Here is a 21,024-nt window from a genome sequence, read left to right as displayed (position 1 = left end):
TCATCTTTGTTAGGACAAAGTAAGTTCCCCCCGATCGAAGAGGATCACCCTTGAGCCCCTCCCACCTCGCCTCGCCGCCCGATGTGCTCGCCATCGGACGGATCGGTGTGGATCTGTATCCCCTGCAAGACGGGGTCGGCCTCGAAGACGTGACGAGCTTCGGAAAGTACCTCGGCGGGTCGGCGACCAACGTCGCCGTCGCAGCGGCCCGCTACGGCCGGACCGCGGCGCTGATCACCCGAACCGGCGACGATCCGTTCGGAGTCTTCGCTCGCCGCGAGCTGACACGGTTGGGGGTGTCCGACCGATTCGTGGGCGTCGTCCCGGCGCTGCGCACGCCGGTCACGTTCTGCGAGATCTTCCCGCCCGATCATTTCCCCCTCTACTTCTACCGCGACCCGATCGCCCCCGACCTCGTCATCCATCCCGAAGAACTCGACCTCGATGCGGTGGTCGGTGCGCGGGTGTACTGGTCGACCGTCACCGGGTTGAGTCGCGAGCCCAGCCGCACGGCGCACTTCGCGGCATGGCAGGCCCGGGATCGACGACCCCTGACGGTTCTGGACCTCGACTACCGACCGATGTTCTGGGAAGACGCGGCGGCCGCGGCGGAACAGGTGTCGCGAGCGCTCGACCACGTGACCGTGGCCGTCGGCAACCGCGAGGAGTGCGAGGTCGCCGTCGGCGAGACCGACCCCGACCGCGCGGCCGACGCTCTGTTGGAGCGGGGCGTGGAGCTGGCGATCGTGAAGCAGGGACCGAGAGGCGTCCTGGCCAAGACACGCGAGGAGCGCGTCGAGGTCGAACCGTTCCCCGTCGACGTCGTGAACGGCCTGGGCGCCGGCGACGCTTTCGGCGGCGCTCTGTGCCACGGTCTCCTCGCCGGTTGGGGTCTGGAGCAGACCCTGCTCTGGGCGAACGCCGCCGGCGCCATCGTGGCAGGCAAGCGCGAGTGCTCCACGGCGATGCCGGATGCCGCCGAGGTGCAGCAGTTCATCCAGCGGGCGGTGGCGAATGCCTGACATCGATCGGATTCGGCAGATCCGGGCGGAGAGCCCGACGCTGATCGGGCAAGCCCTGCGAACGCGCCGTCGACGCCCGCTTCTCGGCGAAGACGGTCGGCTCTTCATCATCGCCGCCGACCACCCCGCACGCGGCTCGCTGGGCGTCGGTTCCCGGGGATTCGCCATGGGCAGCCGCGTGTCTCTGCTCGAACGCCTCGCGGTGGCCCTGGAACGCCCCGGGGTCGACGGTGTTCTCGGCACCCCCGACATCATCGAAGACCTCGCACTCCTGGGGGTCCTCGACGACAAGATCGTGGTGGGGTCGATGAATCGCGGCGGGCTCCAGGGCGCGTGCTTCGAGATGGACGACCGATTCACCGCGTACGACGTCCCCGCGATGGTGCGCGACCGGATCGATCTCGGAAAGCTCCTCGTGCGCGTCAATCTCGAGGATGCCGCGACCGCCGGCGTCCTCGAGGGGACCGCGGCCGCGGTGTCCGCTGCCGCCGCGGCCGAGCTGCCCGTGATGCTCGAGCCGTTCATGAGCTCGTGGCGCGGTGGCAGGATCGTCAACGACCTCTCGGCGGACGCCGTGATCAGGTCCGTGGCCATCGCGGCCGGGCTCGGCAACTCGTCCGCGTACACGTGGCTGAAGCTCCCCGTCGTCGCAGAGATGGAACGCGTCGCCGAGGCCGCCACGATGCCGACTCTGCTGCTGGGCGGCGACCCCACATCGGGCCAGGAGGAGACCTTCGCATCCTGGCAGAGCGCCCTGGCGTTGCCGGGGATGCGGGGTCTCGTCGTGGGACGGACACTGCTGTACCCCCACGACGACGATGTGGTCGGTGCGGTCGACATCGCCGCCTCGCTCGTGCACGGCGCGGTCTCGGCATCCACCCCCGCAGGAATCTGAAGGAGACGTCATGACGACATCCATCCGCGACGGCCACCCGAACCACGCGCCGTCACCGGTTCCGCATTGGATCGGTGGGGCTCGCGTCACCGGTTCGGCCGCGCGCACGGGCGACGTGTTCGACCCGGCGCTCGGCCGCGTGGCTCGTCAGGTGGTCCTGGCCGACCACGCCGACGTCGACGCCGCCGTCTCTTCGGCGAAGGCCGCCTTTCCGCTGTGGCGTGACATGTCGCTCGCCCGTCGGCAGGCGATCATGTTCCGGTTCCGTGAACTGCTCGACGCTCGCAAAGGCGAGCTCGCCGAGATCATCACGAGCGAGCACGGGAAAGTGCTCTCCGACGCGCTGGGCGAGATCACGCGCGGGCAGGAGGTCGTCGAATTCGCCACCGGGCTGGCGCACCACCTGAAGGGCGAGTACTCCGAGCAGGTCTCCACCGACGTCGACGTCTACTCGCTCCGCCAGCCGCTCGGCGTCGTCGGCGTGATCTCCCCCTTCAACTTCCCGGCCATGGTGCCGATGTGGTTCTTCCCGATCGCGATCGCCGCCGGTAACACCGTCGTGCTGAAGCCGAGCGAGAAGGACCCGTCCGCTGCGGTGTGGATCGGGGAACTCCTCGCGGAGGCGGGGCTGCCCGACGGCGTGTTCACGGTGCTGCAGGGCGACAAGGTCGCGGTCGACGGACTGCTGGAGCATCCCGACGTGCGCGCGATCTCGTTCGTCGGCTCGACCCCCATCGCCCGATACATCTACGAGACTGCTGCGCAGCATGGCAAGCGCGTCCAGGCGCTCGGAGGAGCGAAGAACCACATGCTGGTGCTGCCGGACGCCGATCTCGACCTCGTCGCCGACTCGGCGGTCAATGCGGGCTTCGGTTCGGCGGGTGAACGGTGCATGGCCATCTCGGTCGTCGTCGCGGTCGAACCGGTCGCCGACGAGCTCGTGGCGAAGATCGGTGACCGCATCGGCGGTCTCCGGGTCGGTGACGGCCGTCGATCCTGCGACATGGGCCCACTCGTGACCCGGCAGCACCGCGACAACGTCGCGTCTTACATCGACATCGCGGTCGCCGACGGCGCCGACGTCGTCGTCGACGGGCGGGACGTGCTCGTCGACGGCGACCCGAACGGGTTCTGGCTCGGTCCGACCCTCATCGATCGGGTCTCGACCTCGTCGCGGGTGTACACCGAGGAGATCTTCGGGCCGGTCCTGTCCGTCGTCCGCGTCGCCAGCTACGAAGAGGGCGTCGCGCTGATCAACTCGGGCGCCTTCGGGAACGGCACGGCGATCTTCACGAACGACGGCGGAGCCGCGCGTCGATTCCAGCGCGAGGTCGAGGTCGGCATGATCGGGATCAATGTGCCGATCTCCGTGCCCGTCGCCACCTTCTCCTTCGGGGGATGGCGGCAGTCCTTGTTCGGCGATGCCAAAGCGCACGGCAGCGAAGGCGTGAAGTTCTACACGCAGCAGAAGGCGGTCACCGCGCGGTGGCTCGACCCTTCGCACGGTGGTGTCGATCTCGGGTTCCCCCAGAACTGATGACCACGAACGAATGGCTGTTCCCGCGCGGCTCCCTCGCCGAGGGCCCCTGGGAGAGCGTGGTCGGGCCGGGCGTGCGCGGGTGGCACCACACCGGGCTGCGTGTCGCCGAGATCGATGGCGACGTCGTGCTCCCGGCATCCGACCTCGAGCGCATGGTCGTTCCTCTTGCGGGCTCGTTCCTCGTTTCGGGATCGGGTGATCGATGGGCGCTCGAGGGGCGGCGGTCGGTGTTCGACGGGCCGACGGATGTGCTCTACGCGGGTACGACGACCGAGCTCCGCATCGAGGGAGCCGGGCGCGTCGCGGTCGCCGAGGCCCCTGCGACGACCCGCCTGCCGCCGACCGTCCTACGGCGTGAGGACGTTCCGGTCGAGATCCGCGGTGCCGGGCGGTCCACGCGTCAGGTGCACAATTTCGGCGTCCCCGGCGCGCTCGCGGCACAGAAGCTCATCGTGTGCGAAGTGATCACGCCCGCGGAGAACTGGTCGTCGTACCCCGCGCACAAGCACGACCACGCCAGCGCCACCGAGAGCGAGCTGGAGGAGATCTACTACTTCGAGTCCACGGTCGCCCGGGGCGTCGAGACTCCGCCCGGAGCCCGGCCGTTCGGGATGTTCGCGACCTACGCCTCGGACGACCGAGCGATCGACACCTCGGCCCGCGTCGGTACCGGCGACATCGCGCTCGTCCCCTACGGATTCCACGGTCCCGCCGTCGCCGCCCCCGGGTACGACCTGTACTACCTCAACGTGATGGCGGGCCCCGGCGACGAGCGTGCCTGGCGGATCACGGATGATCCGACACAGGGGTGGATCCGGCGTCTCTGGGCCGATCAGCACCCCGATCCGCGTCTGCCTTATACGGCGAAGGAGTCCGCACGATGACCCGACCGACCGATGAACGCGAGACTTCCGTGCCCGCGGGGCACACCAGACGCATGACCGTCGCGCAGGCGTTGGTGACGTTCCTTGCGAACCAGTGGACGGTCGATGGCGATGTCCGTGAGCGGACGATCGCGGGGACGTTCGGGATCTTCGGCCACGGCAACGTCGCTGGAATCGGGCAGGCGCTGCTGCAGCTGCATACCGACACGCCGGGGCTCATGCCATATCACCAAGCCCGCAACGAGCAAGCCATGGTGCATCAGGCGGTCGGCTACGCCCGCATGCGGCGACGGCGTGCGACCTTCGCCGCGACCGCCTCCGTCGGCCCCGGTGCGGCCAACATGCTGACCGGTGCCGCCCTCGCCACGGCGAATCGGCTCCCGGTGCTGCTGCTGCCGTCGGACACCTTCGCCACCCGCGTCGCCGATCCGGTCCTGCAGCAGCTGGAGCATCCGCACGATCCCGGCATGCAGGTCACCGACGCCTTCCGTCCGGTATCGCGGTTCTTCGACCGCGTGCAGCGCCCCGAACAGCTGTTCTCGATCGCGCTGGCGGCGATGCGGGTTCTGACCGACCCGGCGGAGACCGGGGCGGTGACGATCGCCCTCCCGGAGGACGTGCAGGCAGAGGCTCTCGACGTGCCGGTGGAGTTCCTGCAGCCGCGCGACTGGCACGTCCGTCGGACGGTGCCCGAGCCCGGCGAGCTCTCCCGGGCCCTGGACGTCATCCGCGCAGCGGAGAGGCCGGTGATCGTCGCCGGTGGCGGTGTGCTGTACTCGGGCGCGGAGGACGCGCTCCGCGCTCTCGTCGAGGCGACGGGTGTGCCCGTCGGCGCCACACAGGCGGGTGTCGGGAGCCTCCGCTGGGACCACCCGAACTCCGTCGGCGCGATCGGTGCGACCGGGACGACGGCTGCCAACGCCCTCGCGGCCGAGGCCGACGTGGTCATCGGCATCGGCACGCGCTACAGCGACTTCACCACCGCCAGCCGAAGCGCGTTCCAGCGGCCCGGCGTGAGATTCGTCAACATCAACGTCGCACCCTTCGACGCCTATAAGCACGGGACCCAGCACCCGGTCGTGGCCGATGCCCGTGTCGCGATCGAGGCGCTGCGCACCTCGCTGGACGGATGGCACGTCGCGCCGGAATACGCACAGCGCGTCAGCGCGGAGAAGAGCGCGTGGGATGCCGTCGTCGACCGGGCGCTCGCGCCCAGCGGCGCGGAACTGCTCGGGCAACCGGAGATCATCGGGGCCGTCCATGCCGCCAGTGATCCCACGGATGTGCTCGTGCAGGCGGCGGGATCGCTCCCCGGAGATCTCCACAAACTGTGGCGCGTGCGCGATCCGCTGGGGTACCACGTCGAGTACGCCTTCTCGACGATAGGCTACGAGATCGCCGGCGGTCTCGGCGTCCGCCGCGCCGCACCCGACCGTGACGTCCTCGTCATGGTGGGGGACGGGTCGTACCTCATGCTGCACACGGAGCTGGTCACGGCCGTCGCCGAGGGGCTGAAGATCATCGTGGTGCTGGTCCAGAACCACGGCTACGCCTCGATCGGGCACCTGTCGGAGACCGTGGGGTCTGCGCGGTTCGGGACCAAATACCGCGCGCAGGACCCGGTGACACTCGACTTCGTCGATGAGAGGTTCGTCCCCGTAGACCTGGCGGCGAACGCCCGGTCCTATGGCGTGGACGTGATCGAGGTGTCGCCCGGGCCCGACGCCGCCCGGGACCTCCGCGACGCCGTCCGCCGCGCGAAGGAATCGTCGACGACCACTCTCATCCACGTCGACGCCGATCCACTGCGGTACGGCCCCGACGGCGGTGGGTGGTGGGACGTCCCCGTCGCCGCCGCGTCCACTCTCGACAGCACCCGCGAGGCGCGCGTCGAGTACGAGCGTCTCCGCGGCGCCCAGCGCCCGCTGCTCGGTTAGACGGGAGCGGGCGGTGCCCCGACAGGGTCACCGCCCGCCTCGCGCGGTCACGATCAGGGTTTGGAGCGCGACTCGCCGGTGACGATCGATCGGATCACTTCGATCGGGAGCTTGGGAACCCGGTTCTCGTCGGCCAGCCCATTGGCCTCCTGCAGGGTGTCGGTGATCTGCGTGTAGCAGAATCCCGCGAGCACCGTGCTATCCAGCAGGGCCCCGAACAGTCCTCGCAGGTGCGTCTCGAGCTCTTCGACGCTGTCACTGGTCGAATAGCCCCACGCCGGCGCCGACGGTGCCGTCTCGAACTTGATGCCACCGAACTCGCTGACCATCACCGGGACGTTCTCGATGTCGGCATCCCCTTCGGCCATCATCATCCGGTGCGAGGGGCCGTAGCCGGCGAAGAGTCTCCTCAGCGCGTCTCGATCCTCGTAGCGCTGCGCGAAGGTCTCGGGGTCGCCGTCGTAGTCGTGGACCGTGAGGATGTCGGAGTGGGTGTGCTCCCACCCGTCGTTCGAGACGACCGGGCGGGTGGGATCGAGTGCGCGGGTGAGGTCGGCGAGCCCGCGGGAGAAGGCCCGCTGCGGGGCATCCGTGAGGATGTCGCGCACCCCCCAGCTCTCATTCATCGGCACCCAGGTGACGATCGAGGGGTGGGAACGGTCACGACGCACGAGCTCCACCCATTCGCGGGTGAGGTCGGTGATCGCGCTCGTGGTGAACTCGTAGGCCGCTGGAGCCTCGCCCCACAGCAGGAGGCCGAGCCGGTCGGCCCAGTACAGGAAGCGCGGGTCCTCGGCCTTCTGATGGATGCGGGCGGTGTTGAACCCCATGTCCTTGATGAGCTGGACCTCGGCGCGCAGCGCCTCAGCGTGGGGCGCGGCGAGGTGGGATTCGGGCCAGAAGCCCTGCTCGAGAACCGCGCGGACGAAGTACGGCCTGTCGTTCAGCAGGAAGCGCCCTGCCGCGATGCCCACAGTGCGAAGCCCGAGGTAGGACTCGACGGAGTCCACCGAATCGCCGTCGGTCACGGTGACGGTTGCGTCGATGAGGCGCGGATTCTCGGGGGACCACGTGAGCTTCTCGTAGTGCTGGCCATTGCGCTGATCGCGCAGGGGGATGTCGAGGATCGGCGCGCCGGAGCCGAGCACCTCCACGGACGCCCGTACGAGAGGCGCGCCTTGGTATCGCAACTCGACGTCGACGGTCGCCCCCGGCGCGAGCGGCCGGTTGGCGAGCACCTCGAGTTGCACGCTGTCGGTGCCGCGCGTGGCTCGCCAGGTGAGTTCGACGATGTGCGTCGGAGCCACGTGCTCGAGCCAGACCGGCTGCCAGATCCCCGTCGTGCGGCGATACCAGATCTCGTGCGGCTCCGGCAGCCACTCCTGCTTGCCGCGCGGCTGGCCCACATCGAGGGGCCGATCGACGGCGCGCACGACGAGGAGGTCGTCGCCGTCGCCGCGGAGGTAGTCGGTGATGTCGGCGGAGAAGGGGGAGTGACCGCCCGCGTGCGTGATGACCTGGCTCCCGTTCACCCATACCGTCGCCGCGTAATCGACCGCGCCGAAGTGCAGGAGCGATCTCGCCCCCGCGTCACCTCGTTCGGTCTCGCCGGCGGCCAACACCCGCGAGTACCAGACGACCGGGTGGTAGGACGGATCGGCGATGCCCGAGGCCTGCGACTCCGGAGGGTAGGGGACGACGATTTTCTGGTCGAACTCACCGGTACGGAACCACCCCTCGGCGGAGCCGACCTCGGAGTCGTCGTAGGCGAAGCGCCACTCGCCGTCGAGGCTTCGCCACGTCGGCCTGCGCAGCTGGGGACGAGGGTGCGAACCAGCCTCGTCGGATACGGATGACGTCATTGGGTCCATGCGGACACTGTGGCGTACTTTTTCCAGCGCTGCAAATTTACGTGGCGGTACTGCTGCGCACCACGAGGTCGAATCCGACGAGCGCGTGACGTCCGTCTCCGTCCTCGCCGCCCATCCGATCGCGGAGGAACGAGAACGCGGTCTGGACGAGCGTCGCCTTGTCCGGCCGGATGGTGGTGAGCGCGGGAGCGGTGAACTGCGTCATCAGGATGTCGTCCCACCCGACGACGGCGACGTCGTCAGGCACGAGGCGCCCCGCCCGGCTCAGCGCCTTCATCGCGCCGATCGCCGACAGGTCGTCGAAGCAGACGAGACCATCGAACGGGATACCGGACTTCAGCGCGTCGCTGACGGCCGCTTCGGCGGCGAAGGCTCCGAATTGGGTCATCGGGATCAGCAGATCGTCGCCGCGGGCGGCGTCGAACTCCTCGAGTGCCGCACGGTAGCCCTGCAGGCGCAGCGTGGCCGTGGTGTGCCCGACGCTGCGGTTGCGGCCCAGGAACGCCACGCGGGTGCGCCCCGATCGCAGCAGGTGGAAGGTCGCCGTGCGAGCGGCGGCGATGTTGTCGACCATCACGTGATCGACCGTCGGCGGCGCGGGCATCTCGCCCAGCAGCACCAGCGGCGTCGCGCCCCGGAACTCCTCGATGGCCTCGGCGGAGAGGAAGGTCGGCTGGAAGACGAGGCCGTCGATGAGGCCTTGTTCGCGGCCGCGCAGGATCGCGCGCTCCTCATCGAGACCGCCGGTGGTCTGCTCGATCAGCAGGCGGTAGTCGAAGCCGTCCACCTCGGTGGACATCAGCGCCGCCAGCTCGGCGAAGTAAGGGGCCTCGATCGCCGGGAGCGCGAACGCGACCATTCCCGTCCGCCCCGTCGCCAGTCGCCGCGCGGTGCTGTGCGGCACGTAGCCGAGCTGGTCGATCGCCTGCTGCACCTTCTCACGAGTGGAGGGGCGGACGTGCGGGTAGTCGCGAACGACGTTCGACACGGTCTTGATGGACACGCCGGCGACGGCGGCCACATCCTGCAGCGTCACCGTCACGGCAGGGGTCCGCGATCGACGAGGGTCATCTCGAAGCCGTACAGGTCGGGGCGGTAGCAGTGGTGCCCGTACTCGACGGCGGCACCGTCGGCGTCGTACGCGGTGCGGTCCATGGTGAGGACCGGCGCGCCGCGTCCGATGTCCAGAAGCTGGCCTTCGTCGACGCTCGCGCGTCGGGCGCCGATCCGTTGCCGCGCAACGCGCAGCGTCACGCCTCGGGCGCGGAGCTGGTGGTAGAGCCCGTGCTCCTTCAGCGTCTCGGCGGTGATGTCGGCGAAGGTCTCGGGAAGATAGTTCTCGAGCACGGCGATCGGCGCCGCGTTCGCGAAGCGGACCCGGCGGATCTTGAGGACGCGGGCCTCCGGCTGGAGCCCGAGCTGGGCGGCGATCTCGGGGGCAGCGGGGGCCAGGGTGACTTCGAGCACCCGCGTGGAAGGCACGCGGCCCGACCGTTCGAGGTCGTCGTGCAGGCTCGTCAGGTCGATCTGGCGAGCAACCGATCCGTGGACGACCTGCGTGCCGACCCCGCGTCTGCGAACCAGCAGCCCCTTGTCGACGAGCTCTTGGATCGCCCGTCGAACGGTCGGGCGCGACAGCGACAGGCGCTCGCTCATCGACACCTCGTTCTCGAGACGGGCTCCCGGCGGGAGCGAGCCTGAGGCGATGGCCGACTCGAGGCCGGCGGCCAGGCGACCCCAGAGCGGGGACGCCTGAGTCGTAGGCTGGAGGAGCTGCTCGACCGGGAGCACCACGGTCTCTCCGACGTCGGTCACGCGATCCTCGCCCTCGTCCGAACTGACATGGTGGTCAGTATGTCATGTTAGTACAAAGGTGGCCGAAAATGTTGACGCCATTTTCCTAATGTCCTAACATGAGTGCGGGATCAGCTGACGGATCGGCAAAGTAGCCGACGGGGTGACCCAGGAGAGGCATCGCAATGAAGCGCACACATGTTGCCGCTGCGTTCACGGCCACCGTGGTCGCCGCGGCCGGGCTGACCGGCTGCTCCTCGGGGGGCGGCGACGCGAGCGACGGCCCCGTGACGATCACCATCATGGAGACCAAGCAGACGAACATCGATGCGATCGGCAAGGAGATCCCCGGCTTCGAGGCCGAGATGGCCGCGCAGGGCAAAGACATCAAGGTCGACCTGATCGCGGACAAGCTGACCGACGAGCAGTTCATGACCAAGATGACGCAGCAGCTGACGGCCGGTCAGGCGCCCGACGTGCTGGACATCGGGGAGAACATGGCGATCTCCTGGTCCTCCGCCGGCTACCTCGCTCCTCTCGACGGATACCTCGAGGCGTGGGACGGCTGGAGCCACTACTATCCGGCGGTCAAGGAGGCGATGGTCCGTCAGGACGGCCAGATTTACAGCATCCCGTCGGGCGCGGGCGTGCTGAACCTGTTCTACCGCAAGGACATCCTGACCGAGCTGGGCATCGACACCTCCCAGCCCCAGACGTGGGACGACCTGATCGAGCGTCTGGTCGCCGTCAAGGACAAGACCGGGGGCACGCCCATCGTCATCCCGGCCGGCACCGCGTGGGGTGGCGGCACGTGGGGAGAGGGCTTCCAGCCCCTCCTCGGCGGCACCGACAAGGACTTCTACGACTCCGAGACGGACACGTGGGACCTCAAGAGCCCCGGGTGGCTCGCGGTCTTCAACCTGTACGCGGAGCTCGCACAGAAGGGTCTGCTCCCGGTCCAGGACCTGCAGAACCCGAACCCGTGGGAGCCGACGAAGTACACCAAGTTCCCCGAGGGCGAGATCCAGGTCGCGGCGCAGGGCACGTGGGGCTGGAAGTTCGACTGGGGCCCCGACGGAGCGGCCCCGATCGACGGCCTCACCGAGAAGGTCTCGACGTGGCAGTTCCCCGGCCTCCGTTCGGGCGACAAGCCGTACGGCTGGAGCAGCACCGGCGGTGGCTACGCCATCACGGCGGAGTCGAAGAACAAGGACGCCGCGTGGGAGTTCATCAAGTACCTCTCCACGGGCAAGCCTCTCGCGGAGCAGCTCGTCGCCTCGGGCGCCGCGTCCGCCCGCGATGACCTGAACGACGTCGCGCCCTACTCGGCCGAGCCGCAGCTGCTGCAGGCCGGCGAGGACCTCTCGGACAGCGTGTTCGTCGTCACCGGCGACGGTGCCGCCCAGATCGGACAGGCCGTGGCCACGGCCACGGAGATGATCCTCAGCGGCGAGGCGAACGGTCAGCAGGCCTATGACGCGTTCGTCGCCGATGCGACGGACCTCCTCGGTCCGAGTCTGGTGAAGCAGTGACCTCGACGCTCACCGCGTCCGTGTCGGCGGCGGCCTCCGGGCCGTCGCCGACGCGGCGTCGCGCTCGCAACTGGCCCCTGATCCTCCTCCTGCTCGGACCCTCGTTCGTCCTGATCGCGGTGTTCATCCTGCTGCCGGCGGTGTACAGCATCTATCTGGCGTTCACGAACACGCAGCTCACGGGCTTCGCGGCTCGGAATCCGCAGTTCGTCGGCATCGACAACTTCGTCTATCTGCTGACCAACGCGGACTTCCTGTCGTCGCTCGGACAGACCGCCAACTTCACACTGTGGAGCGCGATCATCGGACAGACCGTGCTCGGGATGATCGCGGCGATCCTCCTCAGCCGCCCGTGGTTGCGGGGGAAGGGCTTCTTCGGCGCCGCCATCCTGATGCCGATGGTCGTCCCGGAGGTCGTCGCGTCTCTGGCGTGGGCGAGTGTGCTCTCCAACAGCGCGGAGGGGACGCTGAATCGACTGACAGGCCTCTTCGGCGCGGAACCGACGGCGTGGCTGCAGGTCGTGCCCCTCACGTCGATCATCATCGTGAACATCTGGCGTGGTGTGGCGTTCGCCATGATCATGTTCCAGGCGGCCCTGGAGGACGTTCCCGCCGAGCTCATCGAGGCGGCGCGGATCGACGGGGCGAGTGCCGTCCAGGTGTTCCGGCACGTCACTCTGCCGCTCATCCGCGGGCCGGTATTCCTCTACCTCTTGCTGACGACCATCAGCACGATCGGTGTCTTCGGCCTGGTGTACTTCCTCACCCAGGGTGGACCCGGCGGGCAGACGCGCCTCGCTGCGATCTACATCTACGAGCGTGCGTTGCAGTTCTCCCAGATCGGGATCGGCAGCGCCGCGTCCATCATCCTGCTGGTCATCGTCCTCGTCCTCGGTGTCGTGTACGTGCGCCTGGCGAAAGTCGAGGTCTGACATGACATCCGTCCTCTCCCGCGCCCCGGGGGCCGCCGCCGCCACTCCGTTGCCGAAGATGCGGCGACGCCCTCTGTCGCCCATCGCGGTCGTCCAGCGGACGCTCGGCTACATCCTCATCTCCCTGATGGCGGTGTTCTGTCTTGTTCCGTTCGCATGGGTGGTCTTCAGCGCCGTGGACTCCGAGGCGGGACCGACCGTGCAGTGGCCGGCCTGGAGCTTCGAGAACTTCTTCGCCTTCTTCACCGCGGCCGGCACTCCCATGCTGCTGGTCAACAGCCTCATCATCGGCGTCAGCGCCACCGCGTTGAACCTCGCACTCGGACTCGCCGGTGGATATGCCCTCGCGCGGTACCGGTTCCGGGGCCGCCGCGTGTTCATGTTCGGCATCCTTCTGATCCGCGTGATCCCTGCGCCGGCGACGATCGTCGCGCTGTACCTGATCATGGTGAAGGTCCACCTCTCGAACACGCTGATCGGTCTGATCATCGTCGAGGCCGCCTTCCAACTCCCGGTCACCCTGTGGCTGCTGGCGGGCACGATCGCCGCGGTTCCGATCGAGCTGGAAGAGGCGGCGTGGATCGACGGGAATTCCCGCCTCCAGGCCATCTGGCGGGTCGTCCTTCCCCTGGTCGGACCCGGCCTCGGAGCGGCCGCGATGCTCAGCTTCATGAACGTCTGGGGCGACTTCCTCACTCCGCTCGTGCTCCTGCAGAGCTCGGAGCTGTACCCGCTCTCGATCGGGCTGTTCCGGGCCTTCAGCGAGTACAACCAGGTCGACTGGGGTCTCCTGGCCGCCAGCGCGATCGTGTACCTCGTTCCGCCCGCGATCCTGTACATCTTCGTTCGGAAGCACTTGTTGCGCACGAGCCTGGGCGGTGCGATCAAAGGATGAGTCACATGTTGGAGAACAGCTCGGCCCCGCCTCGCGAAAGGCTCCCGGTCGTCGTGGTGGGCGCGGGTGCCATGGGCGGCGAGTGGCTTCGCATGCTCGCCGGATCTTCGTACGCCGAGCCGGTGGGCGTCGTCGACCTGAACGTCGACCTCGCGACGCGGACGGTGTCCTCGATCGGACTGCACGACACCGCAGTGGGATCGTCTCTCGCCGACGTCGTGGAGCGGTCTGGGGCCCGCGCCGTGATCAACGTCACCGTGCCCCAGGCGCATCGCGTGGTCAACGAAGAGGCGATGCGCGCCGGACTGCCCGTCCTGTGCGAGAAGCCGTTGGCTCCGACGGTCGCCGAGGCCCTCCGTCAGGTCGCTCTGGCCGATCTCACCGGCGAGCTGCTCATGGCCAGTCAGTCCCGCCGGTACTTCACGCACCTCGCGGCGTTCCGCGACGCCACCGCGCACCTCGGCGCGCTCGGGGCGGTGCACGCGGAGTTCTTCCACGCCGACCACGAACCGGGGTTCCGCGAGCAGATGGCGCACCCGCTCCTGGTGGACATGTCGGTGCACCATTTCGACATGCTGCGCTTCCTCACCGCCGACGAACCGGTCGCGGTGCGATGCGTTTCCTGGAATCCGGCGTGGAGCTGGTTCGCCGGACACGCGGCCGCGACGGCCACGTTCGATCTGGCCTCGGGGGCCCGGTTCGTCTACTCCGGCAGCCGGTGCACCCCGGGCCTGCAGACCTCGTGGAACGCCGACTGGCACATCTACGGCGAGCACGGGGCCGCGAGCTGGGACGGCGACCACCTCGTCCGCGTGGACGCCGGCGACGCCGGCTTCGAGATCTCCGGGCAGAGCGAAGGCATCCAGGGTGCACTGGAGGAGTTCGTGTCGTCCCTCGGGTCGGGTCTGACCCCGCAGAACGAGGTCCGGACGAACGTGCTGACCCTGGCGATGGTGGAGGGTGCGATCCGCAGCAGCGAGCGCGGAGGCGACCGTGTCGTCCTGGAAGAGCTTCTTGAGGACTCCCTCACCCAGGCCATCGCCGACGAACAGAGCGACGACGTCGCCGACCTTCTGCGCTCGTGGCCGAGCGCGGTGGGGGCCATAGCCACACCGGCCTGGGGGAGCTCCCCGCAGGCCGTCTCTCACGCGTCAGGAGGCGCCCGATGACATCGACCCCCGCCCGTTCCGAGACCATCCGCGTCGTCGTCTGGGGTGAGAACCGTCACGAGCAAGTGAACCCCGTGGTGCGCGAGATCTACCCCGACGGGATGCACTCGACGATCGCCGAGGGCATTTCACGCCTCCTCGGCGACGAGGTGACGGTGTCGACCCGCGTCCTCGACGATCCGGAGCACGGCATGACCGAGGAGACCCTCGCCGAGACCGACGTGCTGCTGTGGTGGGGGCACACGGCGCACGAGGAGGTCTCGGACGAGGTCGTCGATCGCATCCAGCGTCACGTGTTGGAGGGCATGGGCATCATCGTCCTGCACTCCGGCCACCACTCGAAGATCTTCCGCCGCCTGATGGGGACGACCTGCAGTCTGCGCTGGCGAAACGACAACGACCGTGAGCTCGTGTGGACGGTCGACCCACGGCATCCGATCGCCGAGGGCGTGCCTCAGCCGCTCATCATCCCCGGCCAGGAGATGTACGGCGAGTACTTCGACATCCCCGAGCCCGACGAGCTGGTGTTCATCAGCAGCTTCTCGGGCGGCGAGGTGTTCCGCAGCGGGATCACCTATCGGCGGGGACACGGGCGGGTGTTCTACTTCAGCCCGGGCGACGAGATCTATCCCGTCTATCACCACCCCGATGTCCAGCGCGTGATCGCCAACGGCGTGCGCTGGGCGCGGCCGCGGCACGCGCGGGAGTCCTACCTCGTGACGCCGATGTACCTCACCGGCGACTTCGACCGTCCCGTCCTGACCTCGCCCGAGGGTCTGATCGACTACTACACCCGCGAGCTCATCGCGCCGCGCGAGTCCGGAGCATGACCGACGAGTCCAATCCGAACGGTCGCGCCCGTCTGGATGCCGAGACGCTGGCGCTCCAGCGCGTCCGCCGCTTCACCCGTTTCCGCCTTCAGCCCGCGCTGTACCGCGAGAGCCGCCCGGTCGAGATCTCGGCGTGGCGCGTCGGCGGCGAGCCGGTGCCGTTCGCGGAGGCGATGAGACAGCACTACGAACCGTTCGCCGTGGGGTCGACCTGGGGTCGGGCGTGGGACACGGTCTGGTTCGACGTGCGCGGTGAGGTGCCGGTCGATTGGATGCCGGAGGAGGCCGAGCTCGTCGTCGACCTGGGTTTCTCGGGCGAACAGCCGGGCTTCCAGGCGGAGGCGACGGCGTATCGTCCGGACGGCTCGATCGTGAAGGCCATCGAGCCGTTCAACGCGTGGGTGCCCCTGGCCGGCCCGGGTCCGTTCCGGCTCCTGTTGGAGGCCGCCGCCAACCCGATGATCCAGGTGCCGTACGAGTACGAGCCGACGGCCCTCGGGGACCGGGCGACCGCCGGGGATGAACCCCTCTACCGGCTGCAGCGCGTGGAGGTGGCCCGACGCGACCTGACCGTGTGGGAGCTTCTGCAGGACGTGTGGACTCTCGACGGCCTCGTCGAGGTCCTTCCGCGCGACGGTGTGCGGCGGGCAGAGATCGTCCACGCGCTCGAGCGCATGGTCGACGTCATGGACCCCGATGACATCTCGGGGACGGCGGAGGCGGGGCGAGCGGCGCTCGCCCCGGCGCTCGCCGCCACCGCGGCGGGGAGCGCTCTGCGCGTGTCGGCCGTCGGCCACGCCCACATCGACTCCGCGTGGCTCTGGCCCACCCGCGAGACCGTGCGCAAGGTCGCTCGCACGTTCGCGAACGTGCTCGATCTCCTCGACCGTGATCCCGACTTCGTGTTCGCCGCCTCCTCGGCCCAGCAGTACCTGTGGCTGAAGCAGAGCCAGCCCGAACTCTTCGAACGCGTGCGCGCGGCCGTGGCGACGGGGCGATTCCGCCCCGTGGGCGGCATGTGGGTCGAGTCGGACACGAACATGCCCGGCGGCGAGGCGTTGGCCCGCCAGTTCGTGATGGGGAAGCGGTTCTTCCTCGAGGAGTTCGGTGTCGACAGCGATGAGGTCTGGCTTCCCGACTCGTTCGGCTACAGCGCGGCGCTGCCGCAGATCGCTCGTGCGGCGGGAGCGCGGTACTTCGTGACCCAGAAGCCGTCGTGGAACGAGACCAACCGACTTCCCTACTCCACCTTCGATTGGGAGGGGATCGACGGTTCCCGGATCTTCACCCACCTCCCTCCGGCGGAGACCTACAACTCCGATCTCGGCGCGCTCGACCTGGCTCGCACCGAACGCGTGTTCAGCGAGAAGGGCGCTGCCCGCGAGGTGCTGGGTCTGTTCGGCTGGGGCGACGGCGGGGGAGGACCCACGCGGGAGATGCTCGCGCAGGCGGCCCGCAAGCGCGACCTCGAGGGGTCGCCGCGCGTCCGGCTCTCGGACCCGCACTCGTTCTTCGAGGCGGCGCGCGCGGAACTGCCCGCCGCCCCCGTGTGGGTCGGAGAGATGTACCTCGAACTGCACCGGGGCACCCTCGTGTCGCAGCAGAAGACCAAGCGCGGCAACCGACACAGCGAAGCGCTGCTGCGTGCCGCCGAGCTGTGGTCGGCGACAGCGGCGCTGCTGCGGGGGTTCTCCTATCCCGCCGCCGAGCTGCAGGAGGCGTGGCGGAGCGTGCTGCTCCTGCAGTTCCACGACATCCTGCCCGGTACCTCCATCGCGTGGGTGCATCAGGATGCCGAGGCCACCTACGCCCGAGTCGCGACCTCGCTGAACGCGATCATCGATGCGGCCCTCGAGGCCCTCGCCGGTGACGGCGACGAACCGCTCACGGCCAACGCCAGTCCGTATGCGCAGCGCGGGGTCGCCCCGATGGCGGTGCAGCGGGCGGCGGTCACGGCGTCGGTGGTGCCGCAACACGACGGCGACGTGTTCGTCCTCGAGGACGCGACTCTGCGGGTGAAGATGGACGGCCGTGGCGCCCTCGTGTCGGTGCGCGATCTCGTGGCAGACCGCGAGGTCCTTCCGGAGGGGATGGCCGGTGGTGTGCTCCAGCTCCTCCGCGATACGCCCCGGGAGTGGGACGCGTGGGACATCAACGAGGAGGATCAGCGCTCGGGTACCGAGCTGCTCACCCCGGTCGCCGTCGAGATCGACGGCGACGCGATCGTGGTCCGGCACGAGGTCGGACGATCCCGGATCGCGATGCGAGCCACCCTCGCCGATGGACGCCTCGACCTCGCGTTCGACATCGATTGGCGCGAATCGCAGAAGCTGCTCAAGCTCGCCTTCCCGCTCGACCTCCGTGCCGACCGGGCTGCCTCGGAGACCCAATTCGGGCACCTCTATCGACCCATCCACCGCAACACGTCCTGGGACTCGGCGCGCTTCGAGACGGTGGCGCACCGCTGGGTCCACGTCGGCGAGCCCGGCTGGGGTGTCGCCATCGCGAACGACGTCGTCTACGGGCACGACCTGCGGACGGTGCAGGCCCCCTCCGGCCGCCCGATGGTGGTGGCACGCCTGTCGCTGTTGCGCGCGCCGCGGTACCCCGACCCGTCGGCCGACCAGGGTGTTCACACGTTCACGGTCAGCCTTCGGCCGGGAGGCGTTCCCGAAGCCGTCGTCGACGGGTACCGACAGAACCTGCCGCTGCGCGCCGTGCGGGGCACTCCGGTAGCACCCCTGCTGGAGGTCTCCCACCCGGCGATCGTCGTCGAGGCGGTCAAACTGGCCGAAGACGGCAGCGGCGACCTGGTGGTGCGACTGTACGAGGCGCACGGGACACGCGCGAGCGCGACGATCACGACAGCGGTCGAGTGGGATGGGGTGCACGCCACCGATCTGCTCGAGCGCCCGACCGGCGGCACGATCGAACGCGGTGAGGCCCCTCGGTCGGTCGCGCTCCACCTGCGACCGTTCGAACTGCGCACGCTGCGCTTCCGTTCCCCTCGCCCTGTGGCGTGAGCTCGACAACCGAAAGGCCCCCGATGTCGGACACACCGATGACGGCACACGCCGGCGCGCCCACCGGGGCGGTTCCCGACGTGTTCTTCCATCTCTCTTCCGCCGGTGTCAGCGTGGTGCTGGATGCCAGCGGGCGGCGTCTTCCGTCGATCGTCCACTGGGGGTCCGCTCTCGGACCGCTGGATGCCGACGACGTCGCGGCCCTCGTCCTCGCGGCGACCGAGCCGTCGACCGGCAACGTCGTCGATGCCGCCGTGCGGGTGGCGATCCTCCCGGAGCATCACGCCGGGTGGGAGGGCAAGCCCGGGGTCAGCGGGCATCGTGACGGGCGGTCGTGGTCGCCGCGCTTCGTGCTCGACGGGGTGGATCTCGACGGGTCGCCGGTCATCGAGGCAGGCATGATCGCGACCGGTGCTGCGGCGCTGGTGTTCCGCGCGCACGATCCCGAGGCGGGCCTGGCCCTCATCCTCGACGTCGAGCTTCTCGACAGCGGTCTGCTGCGCGCCCGGGCAGAGGTGCGGAACGCCGCCGGCGGCCTGTATACCGTCGACGACATCGCTCTGGCCTTCCCGATTCCCATCCGTGCGCGGGAGATCCTCGACTTCGCAGGGCGGTGGAGCCGAGAACGTGTTCCCCAGCGTCGCGATCTCGTCGTCGGAATCCACGAGCGGGAAGGGCGCAAGGGTCGGACGGGGCCGGACGCGGCGACCGTCCTGAGCGTGGGGATGCCGGGGTTCGGCTTCTCCTCGGGCGAGGTATGGGGCATCCACGTCGGCTTCAGCGGCAACCACCGCCACTACGCCGAGCAGCTGTCGGCCGGGGCGCAGGTCATCGGAGGAGGAGAGCTCCTCCTCCCGGGCGAGGTCCGTCTCGCCGAGGGGGAGGGCTACCGAACCCCGTGGGTCTACGCCGCATACGGCGACGGTTTGGACGATCAGGCGCACCGTTTCCACCGCTTCCTCCGCGCGCGCCCGACGCACCCGACCCGTCCGCGTCCCGTGACCCTGAATGTCTGGGAGGCGGTCTACTTCGATCACGACGTTGCTCGTCTGCTCGATCTGGCCGATCGCGCGGCAGCGCTCGGGGTCGAGCGGTTCGTGCTCGACGACGGGTGGTTCCTCGGCCGCCGCGATGACACGAGCGGCCTCGGCGACTGGACGGTCGATCAGGAGGTGTGGCCCGACGGTCTCACCCCCCTCGTCGAGCGCGTGACCGCGCTGGGCATGGAGTTCGGGCTCTGGTTCGAGCCGGAGATGATCAACGAGAACAGCGACCTGGCCCGCGCCCACCCCGAATGGATCATGCAGACCGGTGGTCGACTCCCACTCGCCGGCCGCAACCAGCAGGTGCTCAACCTCGGGATCCCCGAGGCCTACGACCACGTCCTGACCCATATGAGCGAAATCCTGGCGGCGCACGACATCGCCTACATCAAATGGGACCACAACCGTGACCTCATCGACGCGGGTACCTTCCCCACGGGGGTGGCCGGCGTTCACGCCCAGACGCTCGCCACGTACCGCTTGATGGACGAGCTGAAGCGTCGATTCCCGGCCCTCGAGATCGAGTCCTGCTCGTCCGGTGGCGCTCGTGTCGATCTCGGCGTCATCGAGCGGACGGACCGGGTGTGGGTGAGCGACTGCATCGACCCGCTCGAGCGCCAGCAGATGATGCGCTGGACGATGCAGCTGATGCCGGCGGAACTCCTGGGATCCCATATCGGGTCGACCGTGAACCACACGACGGGCCGCACGCATGAGCTGTCGTTCCGCGCTGCCACGGCTCTGTTCGGCCATTTCGGCATCGAATGGGACCTCACCCGGGCCACTGAGGTCGAGAACTCCGATCTCGCCGAGTGGATCGCGTTCTACCAGGCCCACCGCGGACTGCTGCACACCGGCGACATGATGCGCGCCGACACCGTCGATCCTGCCTTCCAGGTGTACGGTGCCATCGCTGCGGACCGATCCGAGGCGCTGGTGTTCCTCGCTTTCCTCGGACGCCCCACGGTCTCACCACGCGGGCGATTCACGGTCCCCGGCCTCCATCCCGACAAGCGGTATCGCATCGCGCCCGTCACGATCGGCACACCCGACCATGGTCGCGCCGATCCGGCATGGTACAGGGACGGATCGGGCGTGGTGCTCCGCGGCCGTGCGCTCGGGTCCGTCGGCGTCCACCTCCCCGGATCGTTCCCCGAGAGGGTCGTGATCTACCGGATCACCGAGGTGTGACCGCGGCGGACGACGAGCGCCCCCGCGCCCCGGCCGGAGCGGGGGACGCGGGGGCGCCGTGTCTGCTGCCGCCGAGGTCAGCGCGCGCGGGCGCTGCGTCCGCGTGTGGCGAAGACGTAGATCCCGAGCACGATGATCGCGCCGATGATCGAACCGATGATCCCGGCGGGCTGGAGGAACCCGCCCATCGGGTCGCTGCCGAAGATCAGGAATCCGAGGAATCCGCCGACGAACGAGCCGACGATTCCCAGGACGATGGTCATGAGGATGCCCATGCTCTGCTTGCCGGGGATGACGGCACGCGCGATGAAGCCGGCGATGAGGCCCACGATGATGAGGCCGAGGATCGTCCAAAGCACGGTTTTCTCCTTGCTGTGAGGTGCCAGGTGGCACGGCGCCCCTCTGGATGAGGTGCACGGATCACGCTATGCCGGGGGCCTGCTGTCTCGTCGGCCCTTGAGCCGGC

16 protein-coding genes are annotated in these 21,024 nt (G+C 69.0%); 12 read left to right on the top strand and 4 right to left on the bottom strand.

Annotated features, from left to right (window positions below; all coding sequences use genetic code 11):
• Positions 1 to 50: 50 nt before the first annotated feature.
• From iolC to iolD, 5 genes are read left to right on the top strand one after another with little or no spacing between them, the layout of a single operon-like run.
• Positions 51 to 1,022: a 5-dehydro-2-deoxygluconokinase gene (gene iolC / locus AC3WLZ_RS12560; RefSeq protein WP_492470253.1), complete on the top strand. Its 972-nt coding sequence runs from the start codon at positions 51 to 53 to the stop codon at positions 1,020 to 1,022.
• The gene (locus AC3WLZ_RS12555; RefSeq protein WP_492470252.1) at positions 1,015 to 1,917 is read left to right on the top strand and encodes a Cgl0159 family (beta/alpha)8-fold protein; all 903 of its coding nucleotides are present in this window, start codon (positions 1,015 to 1,017) and stop codon (positions 1,915 to 1,917) included. The genes iolC and AC3WLZ_RS12555 overlap by 8 nt, the downstream gene beginning before the upstream one ends.
• Before the next feature lie 10 nt (positions 1,918 to 1,927).
• A complete protein-coding gene (locus tag AC3WLZ_RS12550; RefSeq protein WP_492470251.1) occupies positions 1,928 to 3,454 on the top strand; it encodes a CoA-acylating methylmalonate-semialdehyde dehydrogenase in 1,527 nt (508 codons plus the stop codon).
• A complete protein-coding gene (iolB, locus tag AC3WLZ_RS12545; RefSeq protein ID WP_492470250.1) occupies positions 3,454 to 4,341 on the top strand; it encodes a 5-deoxy-glucuronate isomerase in 888 nt (295 codons plus the stop codon). Before AC3WLZ_RS12550 ends, iolB begins: the two co-directional genes overlap by 1 nt.
• Positions 4,338 to 6,278, top strand: a complete 1,941-nt coding sequence (gene iolD, locus AC3WLZ_RS12540) for a 3D-(3,5/4)-trihydroxycyclohexane-1,2-dione acylhydrolase (decyclizing) (protein ID WP_492470249.1) — start codon at positions 4,338 to 4,340, stop codon at positions 6,276 to 6,278. The genes iolB and iolD overlap by 4 nt, the downstream gene beginning before the upstream one ends.
• A gap of 53 nt (positions 6,279 to 6,331) precedes the next feature.
• Here the strand turns inward: iolD and AC3WLZ_RS12535 are convergent, their stop codons facing one another.
• From AC3WLZ_RS12535 to AC3WLZ_RS12525, 3 genes are read right to left on the bottom strand one after another with little or no spacing between them, the layout of a single operon-like run.
• Positions 6,332 to 8,149 carry a glycoside hydrolase family 2 protein gene (locus tag AC3WLZ_RS12535; RefSeq protein ID WP_492470248.1) on the bottom strand — a complete coding sequence of 606 codons (1,818 nt, stop codon included), beginning with the start codon at positions 8,147 to 8,149 and terminating at the stop codon, positions 6,332 to 6,334.
• 37 nt (positions 8,150 to 8,186) lie between these two features.
• Positions 8,187 to 9,191, bottom strand: a complete 1,005-nt coding sequence (locus AC3WLZ_RS12530) for a LacI family DNA-binding transcriptional regulator (protein WP_492470247.1) — start codon at positions 9,189 to 9,191, stop codon at positions 8,187 to 8,189.
• Complete coding sequence (locus AC3WLZ_RS12525) at positions 9,188 to 9,964, bottom strand: GntR family transcriptional regulator (protein ID WP_492470246.1); 777 nt, start codon at positions 9,962 to 9,964, stop codon at positions 9,188 to 9,190. Before AC3WLZ_RS12525 ends, AC3WLZ_RS12530 begins: the two co-directional genes overlap by 4 nt.
• A gap of 164 nt (positions 9,965 to 10,128) precedes the next feature.
• Between AC3WLZ_RS12525 and AC3WLZ_RS12520 the strand changes: the two genes are divergently transcribed.
• Genes AC3WLZ_RS12520 through AC3WLZ_RS12490 form a run of 7 tightly spaced genes read left to right on the top strand, consistent with a single transcriptional unit; the run spans position 10,129 to position 20,558 of the window.
• Positions 10,129 to 11,475 (top strand): ABC transporter substrate-binding protein, encoded by a 1,347-nt coding sequence (locus tag AC3WLZ_RS12520; RefSeq protein WP_492470245.1) that lies wholly within the window; start codon positions 10,129 to 10,131, stop codon positions 11,473 to 11,475.
• Positions 11,472 to 12,407 carry a carbohydrate ABC transporter permease gene (locus tag AC3WLZ_RS12515; protein WP_492470244.1) on the top strand — a complete coding sequence of 312 codons (936 nt, stop codon included), beginning with the start codon at positions 11,472 to 11,474 and terminating at the stop codon, positions 12,405 to 12,407. The genes AC3WLZ_RS12520 and AC3WLZ_RS12515 overlap by 4 nt, the downstream gene beginning before the upstream one ends.
• A 1-nt stretch (position 12,408) precedes the next feature.
• The gene (locus tag AC3WLZ_RS12510) at positions 12,409 to 13,302 is read left to right on the top strand and encodes a carbohydrate ABC transporter permease (protein WP_492470243.1); all 894 of its coding nucleotides are present in this window, start codon (positions 12,409 to 12,411) and stop codon (positions 13,300 to 13,302) included.
• A 5-nt stretch (positions 13,303 to 13,307) separates the two neighbouring features.
• A complete protein-coding gene (locus tag AC3WLZ_RS12505) occupies positions 13,308 to 14,471 on the top strand; it encodes a Gfo/Idh/MocA family protein (RefSeq protein WP_492470242.1) in 1,164 nt (387 codons plus the stop codon).
• Positions 14,468 to 15,301, top strand: coding sequence for a ThuA domain-containing protein (locus AC3WLZ_RS12500; RefSeq protein WP_492470241.1), 834 nt, complete (start codon positions 14,468 to 14,470; stop codon positions 15,299 to 15,301). Before AC3WLZ_RS12505 ends, AC3WLZ_RS12500 begins: the two co-directional genes overlap by 4 nt.
• Complete coding sequence (locus AC3WLZ_RS12495) at positions 15,298 to 18,324, top strand: alpha-mannosidase (RefSeq protein ID WP_492470240.1); 3,027 nt, start codon at positions 15,298 to 15,300, stop codon at positions 18,322 to 18,324. Before AC3WLZ_RS12500 ends, AC3WLZ_RS12495 begins: the two co-directional genes overlap by 4 nt.
• A gap of 38 nt (positions 18,325 to 18,362) precedes the next feature.
• The gene (locus AC3WLZ_RS12490) at positions 18,363 to 20,558 is read left to right on the top strand and encodes an alpha-galactosidase (protein WP_492470239.1); all 2,196 of its coding nucleotides are present in this window, start codon (positions 18,363 to 18,365) and stop codon (positions 20,556 to 20,558) included.
• A gap of 77 nt (positions 20,559 to 20,635) precedes the next feature.
• Here AC3WLZ_RS12490 and AC3WLZ_RS12485 read toward each other — a convergent pair whose 3' ends face one another.
• Positions 20,636 to 20,917, bottom strand: a complete 282-nt coding sequence (locus AC3WLZ_RS12485) for a GlsB/YeaQ/YmgE family stress response membrane protein (RefSeq protein ID WP_412925248.1) — start codon at positions 20,915 to 20,917, stop codon at positions 20,636 to 20,638.
• Between the last annotated feature and the right edge of the window lie 107 nt (positions 20,918 to 21,024).

The organism is Microbacterium sp. FW305-3-2-15-F-LB2 (genome assembly GCF_058787255.1).
This window is presented reverse-complemented; position numbering and strand designations above follow the sequence as displayed.

Bases quoted from the DNA above. Each gene is read 5' to 3' on its own strand.
- AC3WLZ_RS12535 (WP_492470248.1), bottom strand. From the start codon at position 8,149: ATGGACCCAATGACGTCATCCGTATCCGACGAGGCTGGTTCGCACCCT.
- iolD (WP_492470249.1), top strand. From the start codon at position 4,338: ATGACCCGACCGACCGATGAACGCGAGACTTCCGTGCCCGCGGGGCAC.
- AC3WLZ_RS12510 (WP_492470243.1), top strand. From the start codon at position 12,409: ATGACATCCGTCCTCTCCCGCGCCCCGGGGGCCGCCGCCGCCACTCCG.
- AC3WLZ_RS12520 (WP_492470245.1), top strand. From the start codon at position 10,129: ATGAAGCGCACACATGTTGCCGCTGCGTTCACGGCCACCGTGGTCGCC.
- AC3WLZ_RS12495 (WP_492470240.1), top strand. From the start codon at position 15,298: ATGACCGACGAGTCCAATCCGAACGGTCGCGCCCGTCTGGATGCCGAG.
- AC3WLZ_RS12490 (WP_492470239.1), top strand. From the start codon at position 18,363: ATGACGGCACACGCCGGCGCGCCCACCGGGGCGGTTCCCGACGTGTTC.
- AC3WLZ_RS12505 (WP_492470242.1), top strand. From the start codon at position 13,308: ATGTTGGAGAACAGCTCGGCCCCGCCTCGCGAAAGGCTCCCGGTCGTC.
- iolB (WP_492470250.1), top strand. From the start codon at position 3,454: ATGACCACGAACGAATGGCTGTTCCCGCGCGGCTCCCTCGCCGAGGGC.
- AC3WLZ_RS12555 (WP_492470252.1), top strand. From the start codon at position 1,015: ATGCCTGACATCGATCGGATTCGGCAGATCCGGGCGGAGAGCCCGACG.
- AC3WLZ_RS12500 (WP_492470241.1), top strand. From the start codon at position 14,468: ATGACATCGACCCCCGCCCGTTCCGAGACCATCCGCGTCGTCGTCTGG.
- AC3WLZ_RS12550 (WP_492470251.1), top strand. From the start codon at position 1,928: ATGACGACATCCATCCGCGACGGCCACCCGAACCACGCGCCGTCACCG.